Origin of the sequence: Aliiglaciecola sp. SL4 (assembly GCF_041538045.1) — a bacterium.
Taxonomy (GTDB): Bacteria; Pseudomonadota; Gammaproteobacteria; order Enterobacterales; family Alteromonadaceae; genus Aliiglaciecola.
The window spans coordinates 11210-37041 of record NZ_JBGOSE010000019.1 but is presented as its reverse complement, the minus strand read 5'-3'; the positions used below and the strand labels follow the sequence as shown (position 1 = coordinate 37041).

General features: G+C 41.7%; 18 protein-coding genes. 8 read left to right on the top strand and 10 right to left on the bottom strand.

Going from position 1 to position 25832, the window contains the following annotated elements:
* Positions 1-364: 364 nt before the first annotated feature.
* Entirely contained in the window at positions 365-1930 is a 1566-nt protein-coding gene (locus AB6T38_RS18340; RefSeq protein WP_372548681.1) for a SulP family inorganic anion transporter, read from the bottom strand.
* Between the two features lie 144 nt (positions 1931-2074).
* Complete coding sequence (locus AB6T38_RS18335; protein ID WP_372548680.1) at positions 2075-2743, bottom strand: FKBP-type peptidyl-prolyl cis-trans isomerase; 669 nt, start codon at positions 2741-2743, stop codon at positions 2075-2077.
* A gap of 206 nt (positions 2744-2949) precedes the next feature.
* Between AB6T38_RS18335 and ppc the strand changes: the two genes are divergently transcribed.
* Positions 2950-5574 (top strand): phosphoenolpyruvate carboxylase, encoded by a 2625-nt coding sequence (gene ppc / locus AB6T38_RS18330; RefSeq protein WP_372548679.1) that lies wholly within the window; start codon positions 2950-2952, stop codon positions 5572-5574.
* 87 nt (positions 5575-5661) lie between these two features.
* Here ppc and mdh read toward each other — a convergent pair whose 3' ends face one another.
* Positions 5662-6597: a malate dehydrogenase gene (mdh, locus tag AB6T38_RS18325; protein WP_348489086.1), complete on the bottom strand. Its 936-nt coding sequence runs from the start codon at positions 6595-6597 to the stop codon at positions 5662-5664.
* Positions 6598-6901: 304 nt separating this feature from the next.
* Between mdh and argR the strand changes: the two genes are divergently transcribed.
* Positions 6902-7366 carry a transcriptional regulator ArgR gene (argR, locus tag AB6T38_RS18320; protein WP_216047590.1) on the top strand — a complete coding sequence of 155 codons (465 nt, stop codon included), beginning with the start codon at positions 6902-6904 and terminating at the stop codon, positions 7364-7366.
* A gap of 92 nt (positions 7367-7458) precedes the next feature.
* Complete coding sequence (locus AB6T38_RS18315) at positions 7459-8850, top strand: ATP-binding cassette domain-containing protein (protein WP_372548678.1); 1392 nt, start codon at positions 7459-7461, stop codon at positions 8848-8850.
* Here the strand turns inward: AB6T38_RS18315 and AB6T38_RS18310 are convergent.
* Together AB6T38_RS18310 and AB6T38_RS18305 are read right to left on the bottom strand one after the other, a co-directional pair.
* A complete protein-coding gene (locus AB6T38_RS18310; protein WP_372548677.1) occupies positions 8847-10037 on the bottom strand; it encodes an endonuclease/exonuclease/phosphatase family protein in 1191 nt (396 codons plus the stop codon). The two genes, AB6T38_RS18315 and AB6T38_RS18310, sit on opposite strands and share 4 nt — an antisense overlap.
* A gap of 116 nt (positions 10038-10153) precedes the next feature.
* Positions 10154-13210 carry a TonB-dependent receptor domain-containing protein gene (locus AB6T38_RS18305; RefSeq protein WP_372548676.1) on the bottom strand — a complete coding sequence of 1019 codons (3057 nt, stop codon included), beginning with the start codon at positions 13208-13210 and terminating at the stop codon, positions 10154-10156.
* A gap of 413 nt (positions 13211-13623) precedes the next feature.
* Here AB6T38_RS18305 and udk point away from each other — a divergent pair, with 413 nt between their 5' ends.
* The 3 genes from udk (at position 13624) to AB6T38_RS18290 (ending at position 16411) form a co-directional block, all read left to right on the top strand.
* The gene (udk, locus tag AB6T38_RS18300; protein WP_348489082.1) at positions 13624-14253 is read left to right on the top strand and encodes a uridine kinase; all 630 of its coding nucleotides are present in this window, start codon (positions 13624-13626) and stop codon (positions 14251-14253) included.
* A 35-nt stretch (positions 14254-14288) separates the two neighbouring features.
* A complete protein-coding gene (locus AB6T38_RS18295; protein ID WP_372548675.1) occupies positions 14289-15497 on the top strand; it encodes a NupC/NupG family nucleoside CNT transporter in 1209 nt (402 codons plus the stop codon).
* 74 nt (positions 15498-15571) lie between these two features.
* The gene (locus tag AB6T38_RS18290; RefSeq protein WP_372548674.1) at positions 15572-16411 is read left to right on the top strand and encodes a 2OG-Fe(II) oxygenase family protein; all 840 of its coding nucleotides are present in this window, start codon (positions 15572-15574) and stop codon (positions 16409-16411) included.
* Between the two features lie 83 nt (positions 16412-16494).
* Here the strand turns inward: AB6T38_RS18290 and AB6T38_RS18285 are convergent, their stop codons facing one another.
* On the bottom strand, positions 16495-17445 hold the full coding sequence (locus AB6T38_RS18285; protein ID WP_372548673.1) for a M20/M25/M40 family metallo-hydrolase: 951 nt from the start codon (positions 17443-17445) through the stop codon (positions 16495-16497).
* Entirely contained in the window at positions 17426-18592 is a 1167-nt protein-coding gene (locus tag AB6T38_RS18280) for a tetratricopeptide repeat protein (RefSeq protein WP_372548672.1), read from the bottom strand. Before AB6T38_RS18280 ends, AB6T38_RS18285 begins: the two co-directional genes overlap by 20 nt.
* Before the next feature lie 318 nt (positions 18593-18910).
* Between AB6T38_RS18280 and AB6T38_RS18275 the strand changes: the two genes are divergently transcribed.
* Together AB6T38_RS18275 and AB6T38_RS18270 are read left to right on the top strand one after the other, a co-directional pair.
* Positions 18911-19891 (top strand): YeiH family protein, encoded by a 981-nt coding sequence (locus tag AB6T38_RS18275; RefSeq protein ID WP_372548671.1) that lies wholly within the window; start codon positions 18911-18913, stop codon positions 19889-19891.
* Positions 19892-20071: 180 nt separating this feature from the next.
* Positions 20072-21298: a threonine/serine exporter ThrE family protein gene (locus AB6T38_RS18270; RefSeq protein ID WP_372548670.1), complete on the top strand. Its 1227-nt coding sequence runs from the start codon at positions 20072-20074 to the stop codon at positions 21296-21298.
* 147 nt (positions 21299-21445) lie between these two features.
* Here AB6T38_RS18270 and AB6T38_RS18265 read toward each other — a convergent pair whose 3' ends face one another.
* From AB6T38_RS18265 to AB6T38_RS18255, 3 genes are all read right to left on the bottom strand, one after another.
* Positions 21446-22126, bottom strand: coding sequence for an exonuclease domain-containing protein (locus tag AB6T38_RS18265; protein ID WP_372548669.1), 681 nt, complete (start codon positions 22124-22126; stop codon positions 21446-21448).
* 72 nt (positions 22127-22198) lie between these two features.
* Positions 22199-24028 (bottom strand): putative nucleotidyltransferase substrate binding domain-containing protein, encoded by a 1830-nt coding sequence (locus tag AB6T38_RS18260; protein WP_372548668.1) that lies wholly within the window; start codon positions 24026-24028, stop codon positions 22199-22201.
* 96 nt (positions 24029-24124) lie between these two features.
* Positions 24125-25831: a sodium:solute symporter family protein gene (locus tag AB6T38_RS18255; protein ID WP_372548667.1), complete on the bottom strand. Its 1707-nt coding sequence runs from the start codon at positions 25829-25831 to the stop codon at positions 24125-24127.
* Between the last annotated feature and the right edge of the window lies 1 nt (position 25832).

Genomic DNA, 25832 nt, shown 5'->3' with positions numbered 1-25832 from the left:
CTACAAGGGAATCATCCATTACCACACGAGGTTAAACACCCACCTGTAGCATGGCCTTTAGGCCATGGAATATACATAAACGTCACCAATACCTTTCGCGGGGCTAAAGCACCCGCCTACAAGGGAATCATCCATTACCACACGAGGTTAAACACCCACCTGTAGCATGGCCTTTAGGCCATGGAATATACATAAACGTCACCAATACCTTTCGCGGGGCTAAAGCACCCGCCTACAAGGGAATCATCCATTACCACACGAGGTTAAACACCCACCTGCAGCATGGCCTAGAGGCCATGGAATATGCCCAAACACCACCGGCACCTTTAACGGGGCCAAAGCCCCGTAAAAAGGTTCGCTGTGCTTAACCTAATTTATCCGAGGCAATGCGATAACGAGGATCTTCATTCACATTCATTTCCACGTAATCTTGTGCTTTGGTCAACAAATTACTGCACTCGGGGCTGATATGACGAATATGTAACTTTTTACCCTGAACTTTGTACTTGTCTGCCAAACCGTCGATGGCATCCAAACCAGAGGAGTCCCAAATTCGTGACTCACGGAAATCGATTACCACATCTTGTGGATCGTTCTGTGGGTCGAATAAATCTCTAAAATGTAATACCGAACCGAAAAACAACGGTCCTTCAAGGTCGTAAACTTTCCAACCATCTTCATCGGTATGGGTTTTAGCACTTATATGAGTAGCGTGTTTCCAGGCAAATACCAACGCTGAAACAATAACCCCCACGACTACAGCAATGGCCAAATCAGCTGCAACGGTAATACCGGTTACCAAAAACAACACAAATGCATCTTCTTTGTTTACACCACGCACAATGCGGAAAGAAGCCCATTCAAAAGTGCCAATGACAACAATAAACATAACGCCAACCAAAGCGGCTAAGGGGATCATCTCAATTAATGGCGCTGCAAAGAGGATAAAACCAAGTAAAACTAGCGCTGCGGTAATCCCAGATAGACGTCCACGACCACCTGAATTAATGTTAATCATGCTTTGACCAATCATCGCACAACCACCCATACCACCAAAGAATCCGTTGACTGTGTTAGCAACACCTTGACCTACACATTCCTTGTTACCACGACCACGGGTATCAGTCATTTCATCAATAAGCGATAAGGTTAATAAAGATTCAATCAAGCCCACTAAACATAAAATCACTGCGGTGGGTAAAATTATATATAGGGTTTCCATATTCAACGGCACCATAGGCACATTGAAACTGGGTAATTCGCCCGCTAAAGTAGCGGCTGCTCTTTGATCTTCAGGTAACATGCCTCTGACAAAATCGATTACTGTGCGCGCTTCGAGATCCAACCCATGAACTAATAAAGTCACGGTTACAATGGCCACAAGGGAAGCAGGAACCGCTGTGGTTAACTTAGGTAAAAAGTAAATAATGGCCATAGTTAAGGCCACTAACCCTAACATCCAATAAAGCATGCTGCCCTGCATCCACTCTTGAACACCTAGCTCATTAACAACTTTAAACTGACCTAATTGAGCGAGGAATATAACGATTGCCAAGCCATTAACAAAACCAAGCATTACTGGGTAAGGCACCAAGCGGATGAATTTACCTAACCTAAAAACCCCCGCCAGAATTTGCAAAATACCCGCCAAAATCACCGCAGCAAAAAGGTATTGAATACCATGTTGAGCCACCAACGCAACCATAACCACAGCCATAGCACCCGTTGCGCCTGAAATCATTCCAGGTCTGCCGCCAATTGCGGAAGTAATTAAGCCCATCATAAAAGCAGCATATAGCCCTACCATAGGCTCAACACCAGCAACAAAGGCAAATGCAACCGCTTCAGGAACCAATGCCAAGGCAACGGTTATTCCCGATAGCACGTCATTTTTGACGTTACTGTCACGGTTGGTTATCAGGTCAATCATTTACTACCCCAAATTTATAGTTTGTTAATTTAATTGTTAGCCGGTCATTTTAGCAGCTAAGCTAGGTCAGGTCTTTTAACGGTTTGTTAAAAGACACAAAAAAGGCCGGATAAATCCGACCTTTTCAATCGATAGTTGCAAATATTAAGCAACGATATCTAGTAGTTCCACATCAAATACTAATGTACTGAAAGGACCAATTGCACCACCAGCACCTTGCTCACCGTAAGCCAAGTCGTGTGGTACGTGTAAACGCCATTTAGAACCAACTGGCATCATTTGTAATGCTTCAGTCCATCCTTTGATAACACCATTAACTGGGAACTCTGCTGGTTCACCGCGCTCATAAGAACTATCAAATACATTACCGTTAATTAAAGTACCGTGGTAATGTGTACGTACTTTAGAAGTTGCAGCAGGTTTTTCACCTTCGCCAGCAGTCAACACTTCGTATTGTAAGCCAGAAGGCGTTACCGTAATTTCAGAACGCTTAGCATTTTCTGCTAAATATGCAGCGCCTTCTTCGATAGCATCTTTATGCTGATCAGCTTTAGCCGCTTGCATGCGTTGATGAATTTCGTTGAATGCAGCACCCAAGGTCTGATTGTCAACTTGTGGCGCTTGCTTAGCAAAAGCGTCTTCTAAGCCAGCTTTTACTGCTTCGATGTCAAGACCTTCAAATGGATTGGAAGCCAATTGTTCGCCCATTTGGTAACCAATACCATAGCTTGCTTGAAGCTCAACACTGTTATATTTTTCTGTCACGTTATATCCTGTTTTGATTGGGAAAAGATAAAACGTCAATGGTAACATAGTTCAGGTGTTGCCTTGTACCCCAAAAGCTAATTGGTTAGATACAAAATTAGTAAAATAATAAAAGTCGTAAAATAAACGTCAAAATAACAATAAAAGTTTATTAAAACGACCTGAAAATAAAAAATGATTTAACTTTGTACCCGAACTAAAACATATTTTTATAAATAATAAATTCTAATTTGTATATTCAGTTTGGAGGATATGTGAAAGAGCAACTAGCAGTTCAATTAAAGGAATCTGTTCGATTTCTAGGTTCGACTCTCGGCGACACAATTCGTGCTCAGCTTGGCGAAGAGTGGCTTGAACGAATTGAGTCGATTCGCATCGGCGGGCGCAAGTCTCACTTAGGCGAAACTGATTCAACTCAGCAGTTAAAAGATTTATTTGCTGAACTCAATAATGAAGATCTTCTGATCGTTGGCAGAGCATTTTCACAATTCCTTAATTTAGCCAATATAGCCGAACAGGAATTCAATAGCATTTCCATAGCAGATGATCCTGTGGAAAAGTTATTCGAACATTTAGATGACGCTAAAGTCGAACAAAAAGATTTTGCTGATGCTTTTGAGCAGCTTAAAATCGACTTGGTGCTTACTGCCCACCCAACCGAAGTAACTCGTCGTACGCTTATTCATAAACACGGTGAACTTGCCCGCTGTCTTCGTGAAATGCATCAAAGTATGCTAACGGAAGAAGAGCGTAGTGAAATAGAAACTCGCATAGCTGACCTTATCAGCCAAGCCTGGCACACCGAAGAGATACGTTCAGTGCGCCCTACTCCAGTGGACGAAGCCCGCTGGGGATTTTCAGTTATAGAAAACTCGTTATGGGACGCTGTTCCTGCCTTTATTCGCTCATTGGATAAAAAGGTTAACAACAAATTTGGTATTTCATTGCCAATCGACGCATCGCCGGTGCAATTTAGTTCGTGGATGGGCGGAGACCGTGACGGTAATCCCAATGTCACTTCTAAAATTACCCAAGAAGTTTTGTTATTAGCCAGAAAACGCGCGGCTAAACTATTTGCTAAAGATATTGATGGCTTGCAGGTAGAGCTATCCATGGGTGATTGTAACCAAGCCCTAAAAGATCTTGTCGGTGACGATAAGCTAGAGCCCTATCGTGCCTTACTGCGCCCTCTTTATCATAGGCTTGCTAAAACTCAGGAAGGTATCGAAGACTTCTTAGCGGGTCATCAAGTAGATGACAGTAATTGGGTTACCTCCCAAGATGACATACTTTCACCTTTGTTAGTTTGTTACGAATCCTTACACGCATGTGGAATGCAGGTGATCGCCGATGGCAAATTACTCGACACCATTCGACGTGTACATTGTTTTGGTGTTCACCTGCTTAAACTTGATATCCGTCAAGACTCAGAGCGCCACGCCGAAGTATTCGGTGAATTAACGCGTTATTTTGGCATGGGCGACTACATGCACTGGAGTGAAGAGGACAAACAAGCATTCTTGTTAAAAGAGTTAAGCTCAAAACGTCCACTCATCCCTGAAAACTGGGAACCTTCAGCAGACGTACAAGAAGTATTAGATACTTGTCGTATTATCGCCAAAAACAATCAACAAGGTTTTGGCATCTATATCATTTCCATGGCCAGCCTGCCCTCAGACGTACTTGCAGTACAATTGCTACTCAAAGATACTGGGGTAAATTGGCCCATGCCTGTGGCTCCCCTGTTTGAAACCTTGGATGACTTAAATAACGCAGCTTCAGTGACGAAACAATTACTAAGTATCGATTGGTACCGAGGTTATATCCAAGGCACTCAATATGTCATGATCGGTTATTCTGATTCAGCTAAAGATGCTGGCGCATTAGCTGCTGGTTGGGCCCAATACGAGTCTCAAGAAGCGTTAGTTAAACTCGCTGAAGAATTTGAAACTAAATTAACCTTGTTCCACGGTCGCGGCGGAACTATTGGTCGAGGTGGTTTACCTGCTCATGCGGCTATCCACTCACAACCACCAGGATCCCTTACGGGCGGTTTCAGGGTAACAGAGCAAGGCGAAACAATACGTTATAAGTTTGGTATGCCTGAGCTTGCTAAAGGAAGCCTAGGTTTATATGCCAGCGCGATTTTAGAAGCGATTTTGTTCCCACCACCTAAACCTAAACAAGAGTGGCGAGAAGCAATTACAGCTATGGCCAATGAAGGTCGTGACAACTACCGTAAGACAGTGCGTCATGACGAAAACTTCGTGCCTTATTTCAGAGTTGCTACACCTGAACAAGAATTAGGTAAGTTGCCCCTTGGCAGCCGACCAGCAAAACGTAAGCCGACAGGTGGTATTGAGAGTCTTAGAGCCATTCCATGGATCTTTGCATGGGCTCAAACTCGCTTAGTACTTCCCTCTTGGTTAGGTTCAATGAAGGCCGTAACGGATTATTACCAATCAGGGCAACAACAAATCATTGATGACATGTTAGAAAACTGGCCTTTCTTCCATTCTCGTTTATCAATGCTTGATATGGTATTCAACAAAGCTGATACCAGAATCAGCAAAGAATACGATGACCGCCTAGTACCGGCAGAATTGCAATACTTTGGCCAAGCGTTGAGAACGGAGCTGGAAGAAAGTATTGAGTCATTGCTTAAATTGCTCGGTCAAGAGAGTGTCATGGAGACAGATCCGCGAGGAAAAGAATCTATGAGTATTCGAGCGGGTTATCTACAACCTTTGCATTTCTTACAAATTGAGCTGTTAACTAGGATCAGAAAATTAGATGATAGTGAACATGATGCTTTGTTAGAAAGAGCCATGATGGTGACTATCGCTGGTATTGCGGTAGGTATGCGTAATACGGGTTAATTTAGAATAACCTTAGAAAAGCATAAAAAAAGCCCCTTGTAGGTAACTACAAGGGGCTTTTTAATACGTATTGTAACGGTTAACGAATTAACCGTTTACGAATTTAACACCTAACTCAATATCTCCACGCAAACCGTCAAGCATTGATTCTTTAGCATTTTGTTCAAACTCGCTCAACTCACCGTAAGATAGAATTTCTTCTACGCCGTTTGGACCTAATCTAACAGGATGAGAGAAGAATACTGCGTCGTCTGAATTAGTTTCAACGTAAGTATACTCAACAACGTTGTCGCCTTTCATTGCAGCTACTAGAGACAAACAGAATCTTGCAGCAGCTTGACCCATTGACAAAGTAGCAGATCCGCCGCCGGCTTTAGCTTCAACTACTTCAGTACCTGCATTTTGAATACGAGTGGTTAAACTTGCAATTTCATCATCGCTAAATGAAACACCTTCAACCTGTGAAAGTAGAGGCAAAATAGTTGTACCAGAGTGACCGCCAATAACTGGTACGTGCACGCTAGTAGAGCTCAAACCTTTCAATTCAGCTACGAAAGTTTCAGAACGGATAACGTCAAGAGTCGTTACACCAAACAATTTGTTTTTATTGTAAACACCCTTAGCTTTTAAGGTTTCAGCTGCAATAGCAACAGTCGTGTTAACTGGGTTGGTAATAATACATGTACATGCATCTGGACAGTTGTCCGCAATACCTTCAACTAGGTTCTTAACGATACCTGCGTTGATATTAAACAAATCAGAACGATCCATACCAGGCTTACGAGGTACGCCTGCTGGGATCAAAACAATATCACAACCTTGCAAAGCAGTTGCTAAATCATCTTTACCAAAACCTTCAACTTTTACGTCTGTAGGGATATGGCTCAAATCAACCGCCACCCCTGGCACAACAGGTGCAACATCATATAAAGCTAACTCGGAACCAGCTGGTAACTGGGTTTTCAATAGAAGAGAAAGGGCCTGACCAATACCGCCTGCAGCACCTAATACCGCTACTTTCATAGTTGTCTCCTGTGGGACTATTAAATTCACGGCAAACCATAGAGTAAGCCGCATAAAAAAACAATTTATTGTGGTGAATGTTCACTATGTGTTTTGTATATAGCTCTTTTAGCCTAACATTCAGTTAGTTTTTAAGGCTTAACAGAATATATGGGTTACAAGCGATGAATTCAATAGCTTGAGGCAACTCAAAACAGATGCTTTAACTATATGATATTTATTCAAAGTATTCTGCGACTTATAAACAAGGCTACCTACCCCGTTTAGATTGTGTCAAACTATAGCGGTGAATAGCGAGGATGGCATGTCTAATACAAAACAAGAAGAATTGGTCAAAGCGTTTAAAGATATCTTAAAAACAGAGAGTTTTGGCTCTCAAGGTGAGATTGTTGATGCATTAACGGAACAAGGTTTTGGCAGTATCAGTCAATCCAAGGTTTCCCGTATGCTCAGTAAATTTGGCGCAGTACGTACCCGTAACGCACGGGGAGACATGGTTTACTGTTTACCGCCAGAGATGGGGATGCCCACGGCGAAAAGCCCTTTACGTCAATTAGTATTAGATATAGTCCACAACAATGTGATGGTAATCATTCGCACCAGCCCGGGAGCTGCACAGCTCATCGCACGCTTATTAGATTCCCTTAGCCAAAAAGATGGGGTATTGGGCACTATAGCCGGTGATGATACAATTTTCATTGCACCCGCGGATATCAGTAATATTGAAGAAACCCGCAAAAAAGTTGAAGCGCTATTTGAGAACGTATAAAGGTTATTTCTACAAATAAGCGGTCCAGTTCAACAATAAATTAATGGGTTGCACACTCAGTGTCCTTTCATTTAATTGTAAGTTGTTAAGCAATGATTTTTATTGAGCAGTTTCATCACCCCAAACTAACCGTTGATTGTTGGCAGATTGAAGCAGATAGTGCGGTAGCAGTATTAGGCAAAAATGGCGCTGGCAAACAATTTGTCGATCAGCTTCTTTTAGGAAAACTGAACGACTTTGAACATAGCCGCTTAAACTTACCCAACCCAGATGTGGTTCGCTTAGTTTCGTTTGAAACCCTGCAAGCGGTGTATGAAAATGAATTGAAAATAGATGAAACTGATATCACTGATGAAATTGATTTTGGCACACCCGCTAAAGACTTTTTACCACAAGACAAACTCCAGCACCCTCTGATCACCCAATTTCATTTAGAACATAGGTTAGAAACCGGCTTCCGCCAACTCAGCACAGGTGATTCGCGTAAGTTATTAATCTTAAAGGCGATATTATCAGGTGCTAAATACCTTATCTTAGACAACCCCTTCGATGATTTAGATGTCGCATCAAGGGCACAACTGAGCCAAGTGTTAAGCCAACTCAAACCTCAAGGCATCACCTTAATAATATTATTGAGCAATCGGCAAGATATTCCCCAGTGGATCAGCACTTTTGCATTGGTTGATAACCATAGTTTGCACGATTTAAGGGGATTATCAGTTGAGGATGCACAAGCCACCATCGACACCATATTCGCCTTTGATGCATTGGATAAATCCCTACTTGAACGGATGATCTCTGACAAGCACAGTCACAATAAAAAATCCTTAGTGCGCATCAATAACGCCAATGTTATTTACGCTGAAAATCACGCTCTTAAATCGGCCAATTTAACCATTGATACCTTCGAGCACACTATTATTACCGGTCCCAATGGTTCAGGTAAATCAACTCTATTGCAATTAGTTACCGGTGACTGTCCTCAATGTTTTAGCAACGATGTGACTGTGATGGGGTATAAACGAGGCAGCGGCGAAACCATTTGGGATATCAAAAAGCATTTAGGCATAGTCTCCCCTGATATCCATCGTTCCTACCGCGTAAACTGCAATGCCTTAACCGTGGTTCTTTCAGGTTTTATGGACTCAATTGGGCTTTATAAAGACATTAGCTCTGCGCAAAAACAACAAGCCTTAGCATGGTTGGATTTAATTGGTCTGAGGCCACTGGCTAACACCAGTTTTAAACAATTGAGTTTTGGTGAGCAACGTTTATTGCTAATTGCCAGAGCCTTAGTGAAATTTCCATCCCTGTTGGTATTAGACGAGCCCACCCAAGGGCTGGATGAAATTAATCGGCGCTTAGTGTTGGACGTGGTCACCACCATTGCTAAAAAGCAATTGGCGACCATTCTTATGGTTAGTCACCGTGAAGATGAACGTTTGCCCATATTTGTCCAACACAAAGATATAAGCGGAAGCTAACGTAAGGTAAGTTCTCGCCAAACCATTCGGTGATCAGAGGAGGATTTGCGATCAGCCACTAATTCCTTGCCGCTTTCATTTTCACCTGGCCAAAATACCCCAGCATCACGGGAAGAAAAACCGGCTTTTGAGGTGATCACATAATCAACCCCCAACCCCCATGCTGCGGTGTGATATTGGGCATTAGGATCATCAGGTTTAGACTCTTTCCCACCCAAACTGGTGGGCAGAGACAGTTGAGAAACCAATGGATGAGCAAGCAAATCAGCCATCATAGTGCGTTGGCCATCACCGGCATCGGGAGATGCATTTAGATCGCCTAAAATAACAAAACGTTCGCCACTGAACCCTCCGATATCCCCCTTATCATCGTAAATGTAATTAGCTTGCTCACCACTGCTAAGATAATCATTCCAAAATTGAATTTCATCATGATTACGAAACCCATTGCGGTTTTCTGGCCCATCAAAGACCGGAGGAGTAGGATGACTAGCCAACACATGTACTATCTTCCCCTCGACATCAACAGGAATATCCCAATGGGACTTAGAAGATAAACGTAAAACTTCCATGGCCTCGGTTGAATACCAAGCACTGCCATCAGTGTTTTTAATTTTGCTCAACGAATTGTCAGGCATATCTTTCCATAAGAATGTTTGAAAGGTTCGTACATCTTGCATATGGATTGGGTAACGACTGAGTAATAACATGCCATATTGGCCTGCATAACGACCGTAACCGAATGCATCGCCACCAGAGTTTTCTAGCTTACCATCGTTATTTAAATCCACACCACTAGCCACGCCGGTATTCACTGGCCCATAATAAAAGTAAGGGTAATCAATACTCGCCTGCCCTTGCTGGGAGACATTTAAATAATTCTTAATAAAGGTTTCGGGGCCAAGTGATGGGTCACTACTGTAATCAAATTCGTTTAAAAGAATAATGTCAGGTCGCACCCGCTGAATAATTTGCGCAATATTTTTTATCTGTTGATTATCACCTGTGGCTAAATGCTTAAATAACAAAGTGGGATCATTCTGGTTTTGGGGCGCTTCTGAAGCCCGATAATTATCCGCTTCCATACTCACATTAAAGGTCGCCACTCGAATTGACGTTTGCGCGCTAACACAGCCGACTAATTGCATACTCAATACTATTCCTAACGTTATCCAAACGTATTTCATGTAACTTAACCTTAAAATTTAAATCCCGATTACGCCATCTAAGGTGATTTGCACCTAATAGAACAAAAAAACCGGTCACAAGGACCGGCTTTTACTTTAGCGATTTTAACTACAAATTAGAAGTTGTAGTTAAAGCCTATACGCATTTGCCAAAGTGATGCATCACCTTGACGATTTTCAGGCGTAGTGTCATCAAAATCGACAGTATTAAATGATACACGCTCAGCGATACCCCAATCATCATTTAGAAGGTTGGTAAAGTTATCGATAACGAAGAACACATTAGAGCTGTGATCCGCCATAAAGCCAGGTAGCTGTTGACTTACACGAACATCAAGTTTGTTCCACCAAGATCCATTTTCGCCGTTACGTTCATTCCCCATTGGCAACACGTTGTTGCTGTCTAGGTAAGGGTTGAAACCGTAAATGCCATTCACTTCGCCGCGAGGTACTGTGCGGCTGTAAGGACGACCTGACTGAATTAAACCAAAGACTGAGAAAGTCGTATCGTAACCGTCTAAGAATTCAACATCATATGTTAACGCAGCTGTAAATCTGTGCTCAATGTTGTAGTCAGATAAGCTAGATACTTGCTCTTGCGGATCAGTAAACGCACGGTACTGATAGTTTGAAAACGCTACAGAACTGGTCATAGGCTGAACATCTTCTGCGTGGTTATATGCATAACCTGTTGTCAAATTAATACCGTTATCCCAAGACTTCATCAAACCAAACGAAATTGTGTAAGACGTGCTATCTTCAGAACTGTTTGTCAGTACAAAAGAAGGAAGACGAACGCTATCATAGATTGGATAACCTTCATCGTTAGTTCCTGTTTGCTCCAAATCACCACGTAATACGATAGCTTGATCTTTAGTTACAGAAACCAATAAATCAGCTTGTAATACGTAATCGTCTTCAGTTACGTGCGTTGCACCCAATGACAATTTCGTTTCAGAAGGAATTTTGAAACTAGGGTCAAAGTAATTGATTTCGTTGTTTGAACCTTGACCTGCAGAAACAGCATCATAAAGTTCAGAAGGGATACCGTAACCAGGGCCTGCTGGTACACCATCTTCAAGGCCACTGTAAACTACGTCATCATCAAACAATGAACGTGAACCGTCGGTATAACCATAATCTCTTCCGCGTACACCAAACTGTAGTACATTGTTGTTTGAGAAGTTGTTTGAGAACCAAACGTTCGGGTTACCACCACTAAAGATACCGATACCGCCACGAAGGTCTGTATTATCATCTAATGTGTAGTTGAAACCGATACGTGGCTGAAGTAAGCCTTCGCCGTCAAGGTTTGTACCGTTAGAGAAACCGTAATCATCTGTGAAATCTGGATTTTCAACTGGTCGAGAATCAGTGGTGTACCAATCATAACGCAAGCCAACTTTTAGTTTTAAATCATCAGTTGGATAGAATTCATCCTGAGCATATACCGAGTGAATTGCATAATCCCACTGTGCCGCAGCATCATTTGGATCTTGAGATGGAGCGTTGTTGTAGTAAATCGCACCTGGCGTACCAGCTTCAAATGCATCGATACCACCGTAAAAACGCATTTCAGTTTCAGTGTGTTGTACGAATACGTTGAATACGTCTAATGCTTCACGCTCATAACCAAATGTTAATGTATGGTCATTATCAAATAAATATTTACCACGTAAAATCAAACCATCAACACTGTAGTTCAAATCGTTGGCTTGACGGCTATCATCACCACCTAGATATACAACAACTTCTTCACCAGAATCTGGGTTTGTTACATAAATTTGCATTTCACCGAAGTTACTTCCGCCAACAGTACCGCTAGCATTTTCAATTGAAACTTGACGGTTATCAACATCTAACTTAGATAAGCGAACTTCTGTTGAGAAGTTGTCAGTCCAATCAGAATACAAAGAAAGCTGGTGAGACTTCAGCTCTGAACCTACTTCATAGATGTGATTCAATAGTTCAAATTCGTCTGCATCGCCGTCCGACGTATTCATGAAGTTACCGTCGTTAAACGTGTAGGTATAGCTTAAACGGTGATCATCATTGATGTTCCAGTCAAGTTTTACCAATAACTTTTCATCTTCTTCAGGTAGGCTTGTTGGTACTGGACCTGGATCATACTGATACAATTCGTTAGATATGCGGATGATTTCATCAAGATCTTCTTGACGAAGTTCAACTTCGTTAATTGCACCAGAACCTAACGTTCCGCGTGTGAAGATACTGTTTCCTTCGTACTTTTCATATGATACGAATGCGAACACTTTATCTTGTAAAATTGGGAAGCCAACATTAAAACCGTAACGCTTGTCACTGTTTGCAGGCGAATTGATGGTATCGCCTTCTAAAGAATCACCTTGGAATGAATCGCTTCCGTAATCGAAGAATACACCACCGTGAATTTCATTTGTACCTGATTTAGTTACTGCGTTGATGTTACAACCAGTAAATCCAGTGTAAACCACATCAAATGGAGCAATTTCCACCGAAACTTGATCAATTGCATCGTAGGAGAAAGGCATTCTAACCGTAGGGTAGCCGCTCGAACCTAGACCGAAAGAGTCATTCATTTTTACCCCATCAACAGTCAAACTGTTGAAGCGGTTTGATTTACCCACACATTGTACTGGGTTAGCGTCACCACGAGTTTCATCAACATAAACGCGAGGGTCCATACGGATAACGTCAGTAATATTACGGTTGATTGAAGGTGCTTTTTGTAAATCCGCTAAATCGAATGTCGCAGAAGGACCGATTTGACCTAAAGCTGTAGAAGAAAGCTGACTAGCAGTAACACTTATGACTTCAATATTAGAAGACTGTTCTAATTGAAGACCAACATTGAACGTTTCGCCCAAGCTTAAGAATACTTCATCAACAGTCGTATCTTGGAATTCATTTGAGTCAACTATCACTCGGTAAGGACCGCCAACACGCAGACCAGACAAAGAAAAGCTACCGCTACTATTTACTGTAGCAGTTTTAGTTGAACCAGAAGGTACGTGAATTACAGTAATTTGCGTCCCTGTCGCTGGAGCACCTGCTGGAGTGGTAATATTACCTTCCATCGATGAAGATGTTTCCTGAGCCATTGCTGCTGTTGACATGCCAACAGACATAGCCACTGCAATCGCAATACGATTCAGTTTGGTTTTTTTAAACATTGTGTTTTCCTAAGTAGTGTGTGTTCTTTTCTGCCCATCCAGTTTTTATTCACAGTCTTGTTGCGCTGCGTCATGAAACTATGATGCCTAATTTTCAAATCGGGCGTATTGTATCAGGTCAATTATTACACTTTTATGACCAAGGTGTCAGCAATAAAATTTAATTCATAAATTAACGCCAAAGCCACACAGTTATAACCTTTCATTTACTTTCTTGACCAATTGGTCAATCCCATTTAAAGTGAAAAACAATAAAATCTAGACTAAACAGTCACATATAAATCAGACCATTTGGTCTAGAGTTATTTTATACTTAATTTTTGAGCAAATTAGTATTATTTTTTTTATACAGACTGACTTTTTTTGCGATGACTGGTATCTTTTCCCAAGTTTTTTATTGATTCAGGGTCGAAATGGCTTCTCCACTTATTATCGCGATTGCTGGTGCTTCTGGTTCTGGTAAATCTTTGTTTACAGAAAATCTATTAAATGAATTTGCTCAGCAGGGTCGTCCTGTCCAAATTTTAAGGGAAGATCACTATTACCGTGCGCAAGATCATTTGCCTATGCATGAACGTGAAAAAAACAATTACGATCATCCAAAAGCATTTGAGCATGAATTGTTGGTTAAGCATTTGACGGACCTGAAAGCAGGTAAATCCATCGAATACCCAACATACTGCTACAAAACCCACACTCGGCTGCAACAGAGAGAAGTTTTGGAGTCTGCACCTGTCATCATAGTTGAAGGCATTATGTTGTTAGCGAGCCCTGATTTAGAGCCCCTTTACAATGTAAAAATATTTGTTGATACGCCGTTGGATATTTGCCTTTTGCGTAGAATCAAACGAGATATTGCAGAGCGAGGCAGAACCTTAGAGTCAGTCGCTCATCAATACGAAAGCACTGTGAAGCCTATGTACCATCAATTTATTGCACCAAGTAGATTTACTGCTGATGTGATTGTCACCCAAGGTGGTGAAAACTATATTGCTTTAGATGTGATTAAATCTCACATTCAGCAAGCTTTACTTAATGAATAGAATTAACTAAAAAAATAATAATAAAAGGAAATCCCATGATCGGTTTACTTGGAATTGTGGTGCTAATCGCCATAGCCTATGGCTTGTCGGCCCACCGAAAAAGCATCAACTGGCGAACAGTTGGCGGTGCGTTTGCTATACAAGCAGTAGTAGGGGCGTTAATTCTGTATGTCCCTGCTGGCAAAGATGCATTGCTAAAAATGTCTGCCGGGGTGCAATGGGTATTAGATATGGGGCAAGCTGGGATTGACTTTATCTTTGGCCCCCTTGGCAATAAGTCATTAGGTTTTATTTTTGCCTTTAACGTTTTACCTGCAATTGTTTTCTTCTCATCACTGATTGCGGTTTTGTATTACATCGGTGTGATGCAGTGGATTATCCGCTTAATCGGTGGTTTTTTGCAGTTTTTCTTAAAAACAAGTCGACCAGAATCCATGTCTGCCGCGGCGAATATTTTTGTAGGTCAGACTGAAGCTCCCCTGGTTGTGAAACCTTTCATTCCGCAAATGACTCGTTCCGAACTATTCGCCATCATGGTCGGCGGTTTAGCCTCTATTGCAGGTGCAGTAATGGTGGGTTATGCCCAATTAGGAGTGGATATCAAATTTTTGCTAGCCGCGAGTTTTATGGCAGCTCCTGGCGGTTTATTGATGGCTAAAATTATTATGCCAGAAACTGAAACCTACAAAAATGAACTAGAGGAATTGCAGAATGACGACGATAGTTACGCTAATGTATTTGACGCCGCAGCAACAGGGGCTGCATCAGGTTTGCAGCTAGCCTTAAACGTTGGAGCAATGCTATTAGCTTTTATCGCATTAATCGCTATTTTAAACGGGTTAATTGGTGGCATTGGCGGCTGGTTTGGTCAAGGTGATCTAAGCTTACAAGTGATATTAGGATATTTATTCCAACCTTTGGCATGGGTATTAGGAGTGTCATGGGACGAGGCAAACATAGCGGGAAGCTTTATTGGTCAGAAAATGGTAGTTAACGAATTTATCGCTTACTTAGATTTTGTTAAGCACCAAGACGAATTGTCGATTAAATCACAAGCAATTATCACATTTGCATTGTGCGGGTTTGCCAACTTTTCTTCCATTGCGATTTTAATGGGCGGTATAGGCGCACTCGCGCCAACCCGCCGCAAAGAAATTGCTCGTTTAGGATTAAAAGCGGTTATCGCAGCGACTTTATCTAACTTAATGAGTGCCGCCCTGGCCGGCCTTTTCGTTGCACTTTAACCCTACAAGAACGCCAGAAAAATATATAAAGTTTGCAGTAAATTAAGTAAGCGCTGCAGTTCACAGGAAATATTATGAAATTAGAAGCAGTAGATTATAGCAAGCCAGGAGCCGACAAATTATTTGTTGAATCCCTGCACAAAACTGGATTTGGCGTTTTAAAGAACCACCCTATATCGCAATCTTCAGTGAGCTCCATTTACCAGAATTGGCAAGCTTGGTTTGACTCCGAAAATAAACAAAACTTTTTGTTCGACAAAGAAACCCAAGACGGTTTTTTCCCAACCAGTGTTTCTGAAACAGCAAAGGGTTTTAAGAAAAAAGACATCAAAGAGTATTTCCATTATTACCCTTGGGGGAAGTGCCCTGCCCAATTGAAGCAAGAGGCCGCAAACTACTACCAAGCTGCTATGAATTTAGCCGCAGAACTGCTCACTTGGGTTGAAAAATACTCACCTGCAGATGTGGCAAAACGATACAGCCAGCCACTGAGTAATATGATAAAAGACAGTGAGCAAACCTTACTTCGAATTTTACATTATCCCCCGCTGACCGGTGATGAAGAAGCTGATGCAATCCGCGCTGCTGCCCATGAAGATATTAATTTATTAACCATTTTACCCGCTGCCAATGAGCCTGGCTTACAGGTTAAAGGCACAGGCGAAGAGTGGATAGATGTACCAAGTGATTTTGGTAACTTAATCATCAATATCGGCGATATGCTGCAAGAAGCCTCTGGTGGCTATTTTCCATCAACTACTCACAGAGTCGTCAACCCAGCAGGTGCGGATATGACTAAATCGCGTATTTCACTGCCGTTATTTTTGCACCCTCGCCCTGATGTGGTTTTATCCGAACGCCATACTGCTGATAGCTACTTGAAGGAGCGTTTACGGGAACTTGGTGTCGCTTAAAAGCGATAAACCTATCCTTGTTACGACCCTCAAGACAAAAAGCACTTACTCTGTATAGATTAAGTGCTTTTTTATATGCTGAATTATTCAGTTAATTTATCCATTAATTTTAAAATGTTAAAACTTGTCTCTACTGCAGCTTGAAAAAAATCAGGATCCACGGATTCGACTGTATCTTTTTCAGTGTGATAATAAATGTGTTCACCCACACCAACAAATAGATAGGGAATATCCACTTTCCCAAAAGAAGCGTGGTCACTGGCCTTGCGCCAATCCGGTCCAAACGCCATTGCTGATCCTCGACGATTTCTTCGGTGTTGATTAACTAAACACAAACCAGCCTCATCCGTTGCTTGGGCAATCACTTCTTTAAACGGCAAATAGTATCTTGCTCCTGATACATACAAACGGCTTTTCCCTTGATTTTGAGAAATCATATCTAAATTCAGATTATATTTAATTTGGCTCAATTCAACCGGGGGGTTTTCCACAAAAGCTCTAGAGCCATACAAGCCTTTTTCTTCGGCGTCGGTGGCCAGAAAGATGATTGAATGCTCAGCGCCTTGTTGTGCAATTTTCTCCGCTATCGCCAACAACCCCGCAACTCCAGATGCGTTATCATCAGCACCATTGAAAATTTTGTTTCCACGCATGCCTAGATGATCGTAATGAGCCGTTATGACAATAAATTTCTGAGGAAAAGTTTTACCAATAAAATAGCCACCAATATTCACACCATCAACATGGGAAAAAGTGGTTTCATAGCGAAACGGTAAGCGGTATTTTTGCTCTTGTGTAAATGACTTTAAGCCTATTTCTGAAAATCGTGAAATTAAGAACTCCTGAGCCAAAAAAGAGCCAGAAGACTGGTTTTTACGACCTTGCATTTTATCAGAGGCTAAGTAGCTAAAGTCTTCCCATAAACGTTCCCTATCAATATTGTTGTAAAGTTCAAATTGGTTGCAACCTGCATAACTAATTAGTGGCCAGAGCAAGCTTAAGCTTGCGATTATTTTAATGTTTTTTACTATCATCACGGCTGAGTAAATCCAACTTTCCTTGGTAACGTTCTTGATCCTGATAACTACGCGCGCGATGTTTGGCTTTCTTAAAATACATTTGACTGCGACGTACGTCCCCTAACTCATAATAAACTTTTGCTAAACCGAAATATATTTCATGTTTACTTCTATCTAATTTTAAAGCCTTGCGATAGTGTTGTAGGGCAACCTCAAATTCTTTATTTTCAAAAGATTGCTCGCCTTGAATGAAGTGATGAAAAGGGTTGTCACTTCTAGCGCTTTCGATTCTACTAGTGATCGCAGCCGCTTCATCCTCTCGCCCAACGGTTGCATATAAAAACGCCAAATTTTCCCAACCGGTAAGGTTATCTTCATCTAATTGAAGGGCATACTTATAGGTATTTTCAGCAGATTCATAATCACCTACCAAACGATAAAGAATACCTAAATTAATCCAAGTAGAAACAAAGTCTGGAGACAAAACTGCCGCTTTTTTAAAATATGCATAAGCTTTACTATAAGACGCAGAAAGTAATGCATCAGCCCCTTTATTGTTGTAAAACATGGATGTGACGGAGCGTTTAGTCACTATTCGTTTAGGAAAGTGCTTCTGCGGACTTTGAGGATCAAAATCGACTTGCAAGCCAGTATTAATTAAATGTATGACTCCCGATTCCCGAGGCATGATCATCAGATTGATGTGACCATTAAGCAAGCTATAACCTGCACGTCGAGTCCAGTACTCAGGGATTTGAACATCTTGGAAACGAACCGAAAAACCAGCTTCTTTAGCCAATGCATAGGTCATAATAGACATCGATAAACAATTAGCAGCCCGACGCTGAAAAGTTTCACTAGCGACGGTGTTTGCGCTGCCCATATACAGAAGATTAAACTCTGAACGATCGAAAATAAGGCGTACTAGAGTTTCCATCCTATCAACGGGATCTTTGACGTTAGCAACTTGTTTAGTGATGAAATCTTTTGCTTCTTGATTTAACGAAAAGATTTCTTCTTCGCTTTCAATCTCAATTGATTGGTAATCGGGAAAAATATCGTCATTTAATAGATTGCGAGAATCTATTGTTACTTGATTAGTCGTGCTTTGACATCCCGCTAAACAAAATACCATACTACATATAATTAAAAACAGTTTCATACACAACTCCTAAAACTTAACTTAAGCTTAGTACATAAGCGGATTTTAGCCACCTATTTCGTCGCTTTTTAGAGGCTATTGGTCAGCATAAAACTCATCGTTATCAACAAAGATTAAGCTGCCAATGATAAGTAAGCTCAATACTTAAAACACCAGCAGATTCAGACTGAGAGTCTTAGCATGCAATATGTTATGATTAGCTTCGTTAATCAAAATAATGGCAAGTTTAAAGCAGTCTAAATGACGGCGACATTATTGAAGGTCACATGATTAAAGCCCGTTTATCTCGTTCACACTTAACCAATATATATTCTGCCCATGTATAAAATTAAATCTCTGCTTCCCGGAATTATGCTCGCCACCATTGTTGGTTTAGCAGCGCTATTCCTAAGTGAGCATTATGGCGCACCATCAATGCTCTTTGCGTTACTACTTGGTATTGCTTTATCTTTTTTATACGAAGAATCACAGTGTAAAGCTGGCATCGAATTCACCGCCACCCACATACTACGTATCGGTGTTGCCCTATTGGGTTTCCGTATTGCTTTTGGCGACTTAGTAGCTTTAGGCTGGAAAACCGCGTTACTGTTAGTTATCGCCATAGTAACCACGATTTTGGTGGGCATTGTTTTGGCAAAACTATTAGGAATGCAAAAGCGCTTTGGCGTACTGACAGGCGGAGCAGTTGGCATTTGTGGCGCATCAGCAGCAATGGCAATTGCCGCGGTATTGCCAGAAAGTAAACACAAAGATCGTGACACATTATTGACCATCATTGGGGTAACCGCACTGTCTACTTTATCCATGATCCTCTACCCTATTTTTGCTGCTCAACTGAATTTAGATCAGGTACATACAGGGATTTTTCTGGGAGCGACTATTCATGATGTCGCTCAAGTAGTTGGTGCTGGTTACTCAGTGTCGGATGAAAGTGGTGACTTAGCCACGCTGACAAAGCTAGTTCGTGTCGCATTTTTGATGCCGGTAGTTATTTCAATTCTACTGGTTTTGAAATTAAAATTAAAACACGTGGGGACGAATAAAGCTCCAGGTATTCCAGGCTTTCTGATTATTTTTGTTGTGCTAATGGTGATTAACAGCGTGTTTTCTATTCCTCCTAGCGTAACAGAAGCAGCATCCCATATTTCGCGCTTCGCTTTGGTAGTTTCAATTGCCGCTATTGGCATGAAATCTAATTTAAAACAGTTAGTTGAAGTCGGCACTAAACCCATACTGTTACTCTTAATGGAAACTCTTTGGATAGCAACCTTAATTTTACTCTGCTTACCTATTCTGTAAGCTTGCTGGGTTTATTATTCATTAGTTTTACTAATCCGAATAGCACAATAAATGTTCATTGCGTAGAAACATTGTAGGCTCTACAATCCGCTCATAAAATAGTGGTCAATTAGCAAACGCTAGTGGCAAATTGGTTTTAACTGAGACTTCATAGAATTCTAAACATTAAGTGGCAAAACAGTGGACAAGTCGGAATTTATTCAGATACGCAGATTTATACTCAAATTAGGCAAAATGTTGCACAAATATGGCTCACCTTCATTTCGACTTGAAGCCTACCTGTGTGAAGTTGCTGCGTACCTAGGTGTAAATTCTTCGTTCATTTCCACACCCACCTCTTTATCGATTGTCTTGTGGAGCGACCGACACGAAGATGAATATAATCATGCCGCTCGGATTGAACCCGGTGAATTGGATATGAACTCGTTGTCCCTAACAGATGAATTGGCATATCAATTATTAAAGGGGGAAATTAGCCTTGCTGATGCAGATAAACGTTTGGATCAAATTGATGCAATGCAAAGTCCCTACAATAAAACCCTTACTGGCGTAGCTTTTGGCACCTCAACCAGTGCATTTGCCATGCTAATGGGCGCAGGTTGGCCTGAAATTTTCTGGTCTGGCGTTTTAGGAGTCATTGTTTATTTTTGGACACTCTGGTCCCTGCGCTCTAAGCGAGTCAACCTAATGCTGGAATCGGTGGCATCATTTACTGTTGGTTTTGCTGCCTGCACTATAAATTACTATTTTGATTCGGGACTGAATATTTGGCTGATTATTCTATCGTCATTAATTATTTTAGTGCCTGGTTTATCCTTAACCATTGGGCTTGCTGAGTTATCGTCACGTAATTTGGTTTCAGGTACCGCAAGGGTGATGGACGCTATTATGCAATTGTTCAAATTGTATTTTGGGGCATTTATCGGTATTACCCTTGGCTACCAGCTATTCGGTCAACAAGAGTTACAAGTCGCAGACACACTGCCCTTCTGGGTTAACTGGATGGGTGTGCTGTTATTAAGTATTGGTCTTGTTGCCATATTTCGCACTCGTTTAAAACATGTTCCCTGGGCTGTTGTATCAACCTTTATCGCTTACGGCGCTTCAACATGGAGTTCGGCCTATTTGGAAAACGGCTTAGGTGCTTTTGTTGGCGCATTTGCGTTAGGGGTATTTTCAAACCTATTTTCAAGAGTCATGAATGCTCCTTCTACCATAGTCGCTATGCATGGTCTGATTGTGTTGGTACCAGGTTCAAAAACCTATATAGGGTTGAACTCGTTTATCTCCGGACAGGATTTTATCAAGGCCGACCATATCGGTCAGGAAACATTTTTGATTCTGATGTCATTAGTGGCCGGGTTAATTTTCGCCAACATAGTGATGCCTACCAAAAAAGCATTGTAAGCGGATGTTTGATTCATCCATGGCCTAAAGGCCATGCTACAAGATACCTGTAGGCGGGTGTTTTAGCCCCGCGGGAGTTCGACCTCCCCTGTAGGCGGGTGCTTTAGCCCCGCAGATGGTCAAACATTCCATGGCCTAAAGGCCATCCTACAGAGTGGATGCGGTTCCTTTAAAGACTTTTAATGCACCTGTTCCGGTTAATGCTGATAACGGCTCTTTACCCTTACTATCTAACTGGCTTAACTGGGCAAATAACAATTCCATGGTGGCCAACGCATCATCTAATGCGTTGTGGGCCGGTGCCAGCGGTAAATTATGACGCTGTCGACAAGAGGTGAGTGTTGCTGCATTTGGTGATGGCACACTCTCTGATTTACGAATTTGGTAGAGAGCAATTTGTAGCGTATCTAAAGTGACAATGTCCGGCAGTGGGATCCCTAGTTTCATAAACACTTTATTTAACACTGACATATCTAAATTGGTATTGTGAAACACCCAAACGTGGGTTTGAGCGTAGTGTTTGAGCTTTTCTAACGCGACTTTTACTGGCTCTCCTTGAGCAATATGCTCATCCAACAAACCGTGGATCACTGGACTTTGATTTAGGGATACCTTGGTTGCAATAACCTTGTAATAACAGCTCTGCAAAGCAATGCTACTCTGCCTACCTTCCACCCAACCCACAGATAAAATATTGGACTCTTTTGCGTCTAGCGACGTTAGCTCGAGATCAATGGCCAGAAATGGAACTTGCTGCCAAGGCATATGCCGAAAATGTTCTGGAATAGTTAATTTTGGTAAGAACCAATTTTTCAGTGTTTGCCACATCGATTGCTAATCCTATTTTGTCGACACTTGCGCCTTGTGCACACGTTTCAGTAACCATTGGAAATAAAGTACTTAACCACCAGCAAACTTCATGGCCACTCCTTGTTGGCTGCGCTTGATGGTTTTAAACGCGGCTTTCAATTGATGGCGCTGTATGGAAGATAAATCACTGATGGAAACGAAATTATTGGTCACATTATTGTGTAACTGGTGACGCCAACGTAATCGATTTAGAAACAACCAAATGTCCCGTAAATCATTACCGTCACTTTCAGTTAACTGGGAACCCTCTTTAAGGTTATCCAATCGCCCTAAGGTTGATGGCATTTCTAGGCCTTTTGCCAATGCATAAATTCGTACTAGGTTATTAATAATGGCAATAGCATTGACCTTTAAGTCGATACAATCTTCCGGTTGATGACCTTTTTGGAACACAAATTGTTGAAACACCGATAAGGGCACCGCCACTTCTGCAGCATGCCGAGCCAAAGCAGAGAGAAACAAAGGCTGTTTTAATAAAGGTTTTCGGGCGGCTTGAAGAGCCGCAAATAAGTCTTTATTGCCGGCAACAGCGCGCACATCCAAAAAGATATTAAAATGTAAAATAGCTTCTAAGGTAGGCTCATTCACCCACTTTTCGGATTCTTTCACAGCTTCTTCAACGCTGAGCCTTAACTCAGGGTTTGACGCCATAATATTACCATCACATAACTTAATGCCACATTTGCCTAAGCCTTCACACACATACTGTGACATCTGTGCAAAATACTCATCCTCCTGTTGATTAGGCCGTCGTTCTAATAATAATGCATTATCTTGGTCTGACCCCATATTTTGATCTTCACGGGCTTGAGAACCATAAACAAGCCAACAAAACTCAATAGGAGGGTTGCCATTTTGCTGCTGAAAGAAAGTAAGTAGTTTGCGAGTCATAATATCTGTAGCTTGGGATAACACCTTTCCTGCTACGTCAAAATCCCCTAAACGTTTAGCGTGCTTAGCAAAATAATGGGGTAACTGCCAGCTCAGACGAGTGAGCTCATATAAGTTTTTGGCTTTTGCTAATTCATCGATTAAAAATAGAATATTGCCCCGCTGATGGCGAATCATATCGCTAGAAGTTAACATTCCCAACGGCGCATGGGTTATGCGATCAATCACCGGGAGGTGGTGAATATTGTGTTCAGTCATCATGCAAAGCGCATCAAAAAGTGTTCTATTTTCGGTGATTTTAAAAGGATTGACGGTCATTACGCCCGAGACAGGTAAGTGAACACCCACTTCTTTTGCAACTACTCTATTTCTTATATCTCTGTCAGTTAAGATACCTACCAGTTTGTCACCGTCGGTAATTAACAGTGAAGAAATACTGGCCTGCGACATTTGCTGAGTCGCATGCAATATCGATGCATCAGTATCACAGCTTATGACCCTATCAGAGATGACTTCACGAATAGGTTTATATAACCACATGGACTTCGAATCGGCTACGGCATCATTGTATAGTTTATCTGAATGGTAAGTTTCGAAAAACTTTGCCACTGCTGGATTTTCATTACATAAAAGATCGAATTGCGCAGCGGGTAAACAATACAACAAACCTGCACTATCCACTGTAATATCAATAGCATGGTTTAATTTATTGAGTAAATTACCGACCCCAAAAAAGTCTCCTTCACTCAGGTTTTGCTCAACTTCATTGGAATCTTTAACTGTAAATTGACCACTGCTAATTAGGAACAGATTATTATTCCTATCTGCCAATATCTGCACAGCATTTTCAGCGGTTAAATAGGCAACAGTAATGTGCTTTGCCAACGCCATTATTTTTTCACTTGGTAGTTGGTCAAAAGGAGCAGAAGCTTTTAAAAAATCCAGCGATTGTTGCGGAATGCTAGTCACTTTATTCTCCTACTATGGATCTAATCCGTGATTGAAGTTCAAATAAAAAGCCCGATTGAAATCGGGCCTTTGATTCTAAAGTATAACCCATTTCACCTAATGAGCAGAGGCTTCACCTGATCCTTTCGGATAACGGATATCTTCAACAAGTTGCTGAATCTCTTCAGGCGAATCACCAGTAAACTTCAACACTATTAACGCAACTGCGAAGTTCACCAACATACCTATAGTACCGATTCCTTCAGGCGAGATTTCAAATAACCAGTTTTCCGGAACATTTGCAGCAGGATTCACAAACTTAAAGTAAATAATGTAAGCCGTGGTAAATGTAATCCCCGCCAACATGCCTGCAATGGCGCCTTTATCATTCATACGCTTCATGAATATTCCCATAATAATAGCAGGGAAGAAAGATGATGCCGCGAGTCCGAACGCGAAGGCGACCACCTGAGCCACGAATCCGGGTGGGTTGATCCCGAAGTACCCAGCAATACATATGGCAACACCTGCAGCTAAACGCGCATAGAAGAGCTCTTTTCTATCTGTAATATTTGGCATCAAGTTTCGTTTCAATAAATCGTGGGAAACCGATGTCGATATTACCAACAGTAAGCCTGCAGAAGTAGACAATGCGGCAGCAACACCACCGGCAGCCACTAAAGCAATTACCCATGCTGGTAAGTTCGCAATTTCAGGATTCGCCATTACCATGATGTCACGGTCTACGTCCATTTCATTGCGCTCGTCGCCAGAATAAAACATTTTACCGTCGTTGTTTTTATCATCCCACTTAATTAGCCCTGTTTTCTCCCAATTAGTGATCCAACTTGGAGCTTCACTATAATTGGTTCCCATCTGGTCCGTACCATTAATGGTTTCAATCATATTAACGCGACCAAAAGATGCTAAAGAAGGTGCTGTAGTATATAGAATTGCGATAAATGCTAAGGCCCAACCTGCACTGTAACGAGCATCACGCACTTTAGGAACGGTGAAGAAGCGAACGATTACGTGCGGTAAACCTGCAGTACCTACCATCAAGGCAGCTGTAATACAGAACACATCTATCATGCTTTTAGTACCCGAGGTATATTCGTTGAATCCCAACTCGATTGAGAGTCCGTCGAGTTTGTCTAGCATATACACCCCCGAACCATCAGCGAGCGTCGCACCAAACCCAGTTTGCGGTAAAAAGTGACCAGTAACTATCATTGAGATGAAAATGGTAGGCACTAAATAAGCAAAAATAAGTACACAGTACTGTGCTACTTGGGTGTAAGTGATCCCTTTCATGCCACCTAAAACAGTGTAGAAGAACACAATTGCCATCCCAATAACCACACCGGAAACAATATCTACTTCAAGGAAACGACTGAATACCACACCAACACCACGCATTTGGCCTGCTACGTATGTAAAGCAGACAAAAATGGCACAGATTACGGCTACGGTTCTAGCAGTTTGCGAGTAATAACGATCACCGATAAAATCTGGCACCGTAAACTTACCGAACTTACGCAAATAAGGGGCTAAGCAAAGGGCAAGTAACACGTAACCACCAGTCCAACCTAGCAAATAAACGGCTCCGTCATATCCCATAAAGGAAATCAAACCCGCCATAGAAATAAACGAAGCAGCCGACATCCAATCCGCGGCAGTCGCCATTCCGTTAGCGATGGGGTGTACACCGCCTCCGGCAACGTAAAACTCATTTGTTGAGCCCGCTCTGGCCCAAACTGCAATGCCGATGTAAAGTAAAAATGAGGCACCAACTATGATAAAAGTTAAAATTTGTACGTCCATC

Coding starts and splice junctions, on each gene's coding strand:
- AB6T38_RS18255 (WP_372548667.1), bottom strand. CDS start 25,831: ATGGACGTACAAATTTTAACTTTTATCATAGTTGGTGCCTCATTTTTA.
- AB6T38_RS18285 (WP_372548673.1), bottom strand. CDS start 17,445: ATGATAGTAAAAAACATTAAAATAATCGCAAGCTTAAGCTTGCTCTGG.
- AB6T38_RS18315 (WP_372548678.1), top strand. CDS start 7,459: ATGATTTTTATTGAGCAGTTTCATCACCCCAAACTAACCGTTGATTGT.
- AB6T38_RS18290 (WP_372548674.1), top strand. CDS start 15,572: ATGAAATTAGAAGCAGTAGATTATAGCAAGCCAGGAGCCGACAAATTA.
- AB6T38_RS18265 (WP_372548669.1), bottom strand. CDS start 22,126: ATGTGGCAAACACTGAAAAATTGGTTCTTACCAAAATTAACTATTCCA.
- AB6T38_RS18340 (WP_372548681.1), bottom strand. CDS start 1,930: ATGATTGACCTGATAACCAACCGTGACAGTAACGTCAAAAATGACGTG.
- AB6T38_RS18295 (WP_372548675.1), top strand. CDS start 14,289: ATGATCGGTTTACTTGGAATTGTGGTGCTAATCGCCATAGCCTATGGC.
- AB6T38_RS18305 (WP_372548676.1), bottom strand. CDS start 13,210: ATGTTTAAAAAAACCAAACTGAATCGTATTGCGATTGCAGTGGCTATG.
- mdh (WP_348489086.1), bottom strand. CDS start 6,597: ATGAAAGTAGCGGTATTAGGTGCTGCAGGCGGTATTGGTCAGGCCCTT.
- AB6T38_RS18275 (WP_372548671.1), top strand. CDS start 18,911: ATGTATAAAATTAAATCTCTGCTTCCCGGAATTATGCTCGCCACCATT.
- AB6T38_RS18280 (WP_372548672.1), bottom strand. CDS start 18,592: ATGAAACTGTTTTTAATTATATGTAGTATGGTATTTTGTTTAGCGGGA.
- argR (WP_216047590.1), top strand. CDS start 6,902: ATGTCTAATACAAAACAAGAAGAATTGGTCAAAGCGTTTAAAGATATC.
- udk (WP_348489082.1), top strand. CDS start 13,624: ATGGCTTCTCCACTTATTATCGCGATTGCTGGTGCTTCTGGTTCTGGT.
- AB6T38_RS18335 (WP_372548680.1), bottom strand. CDS start 2,743: ATGTTACCATTGACGTTTTATCTTTTCCCAATCAAAACAGGATATAAC.
- AB6T38_RS18310 (WP_372548677.1), bottom strand. CDS start 10,037: ATGAAATACGTTTGGATAACGTTAGGAATAGTATTGAGTATGCAATTA.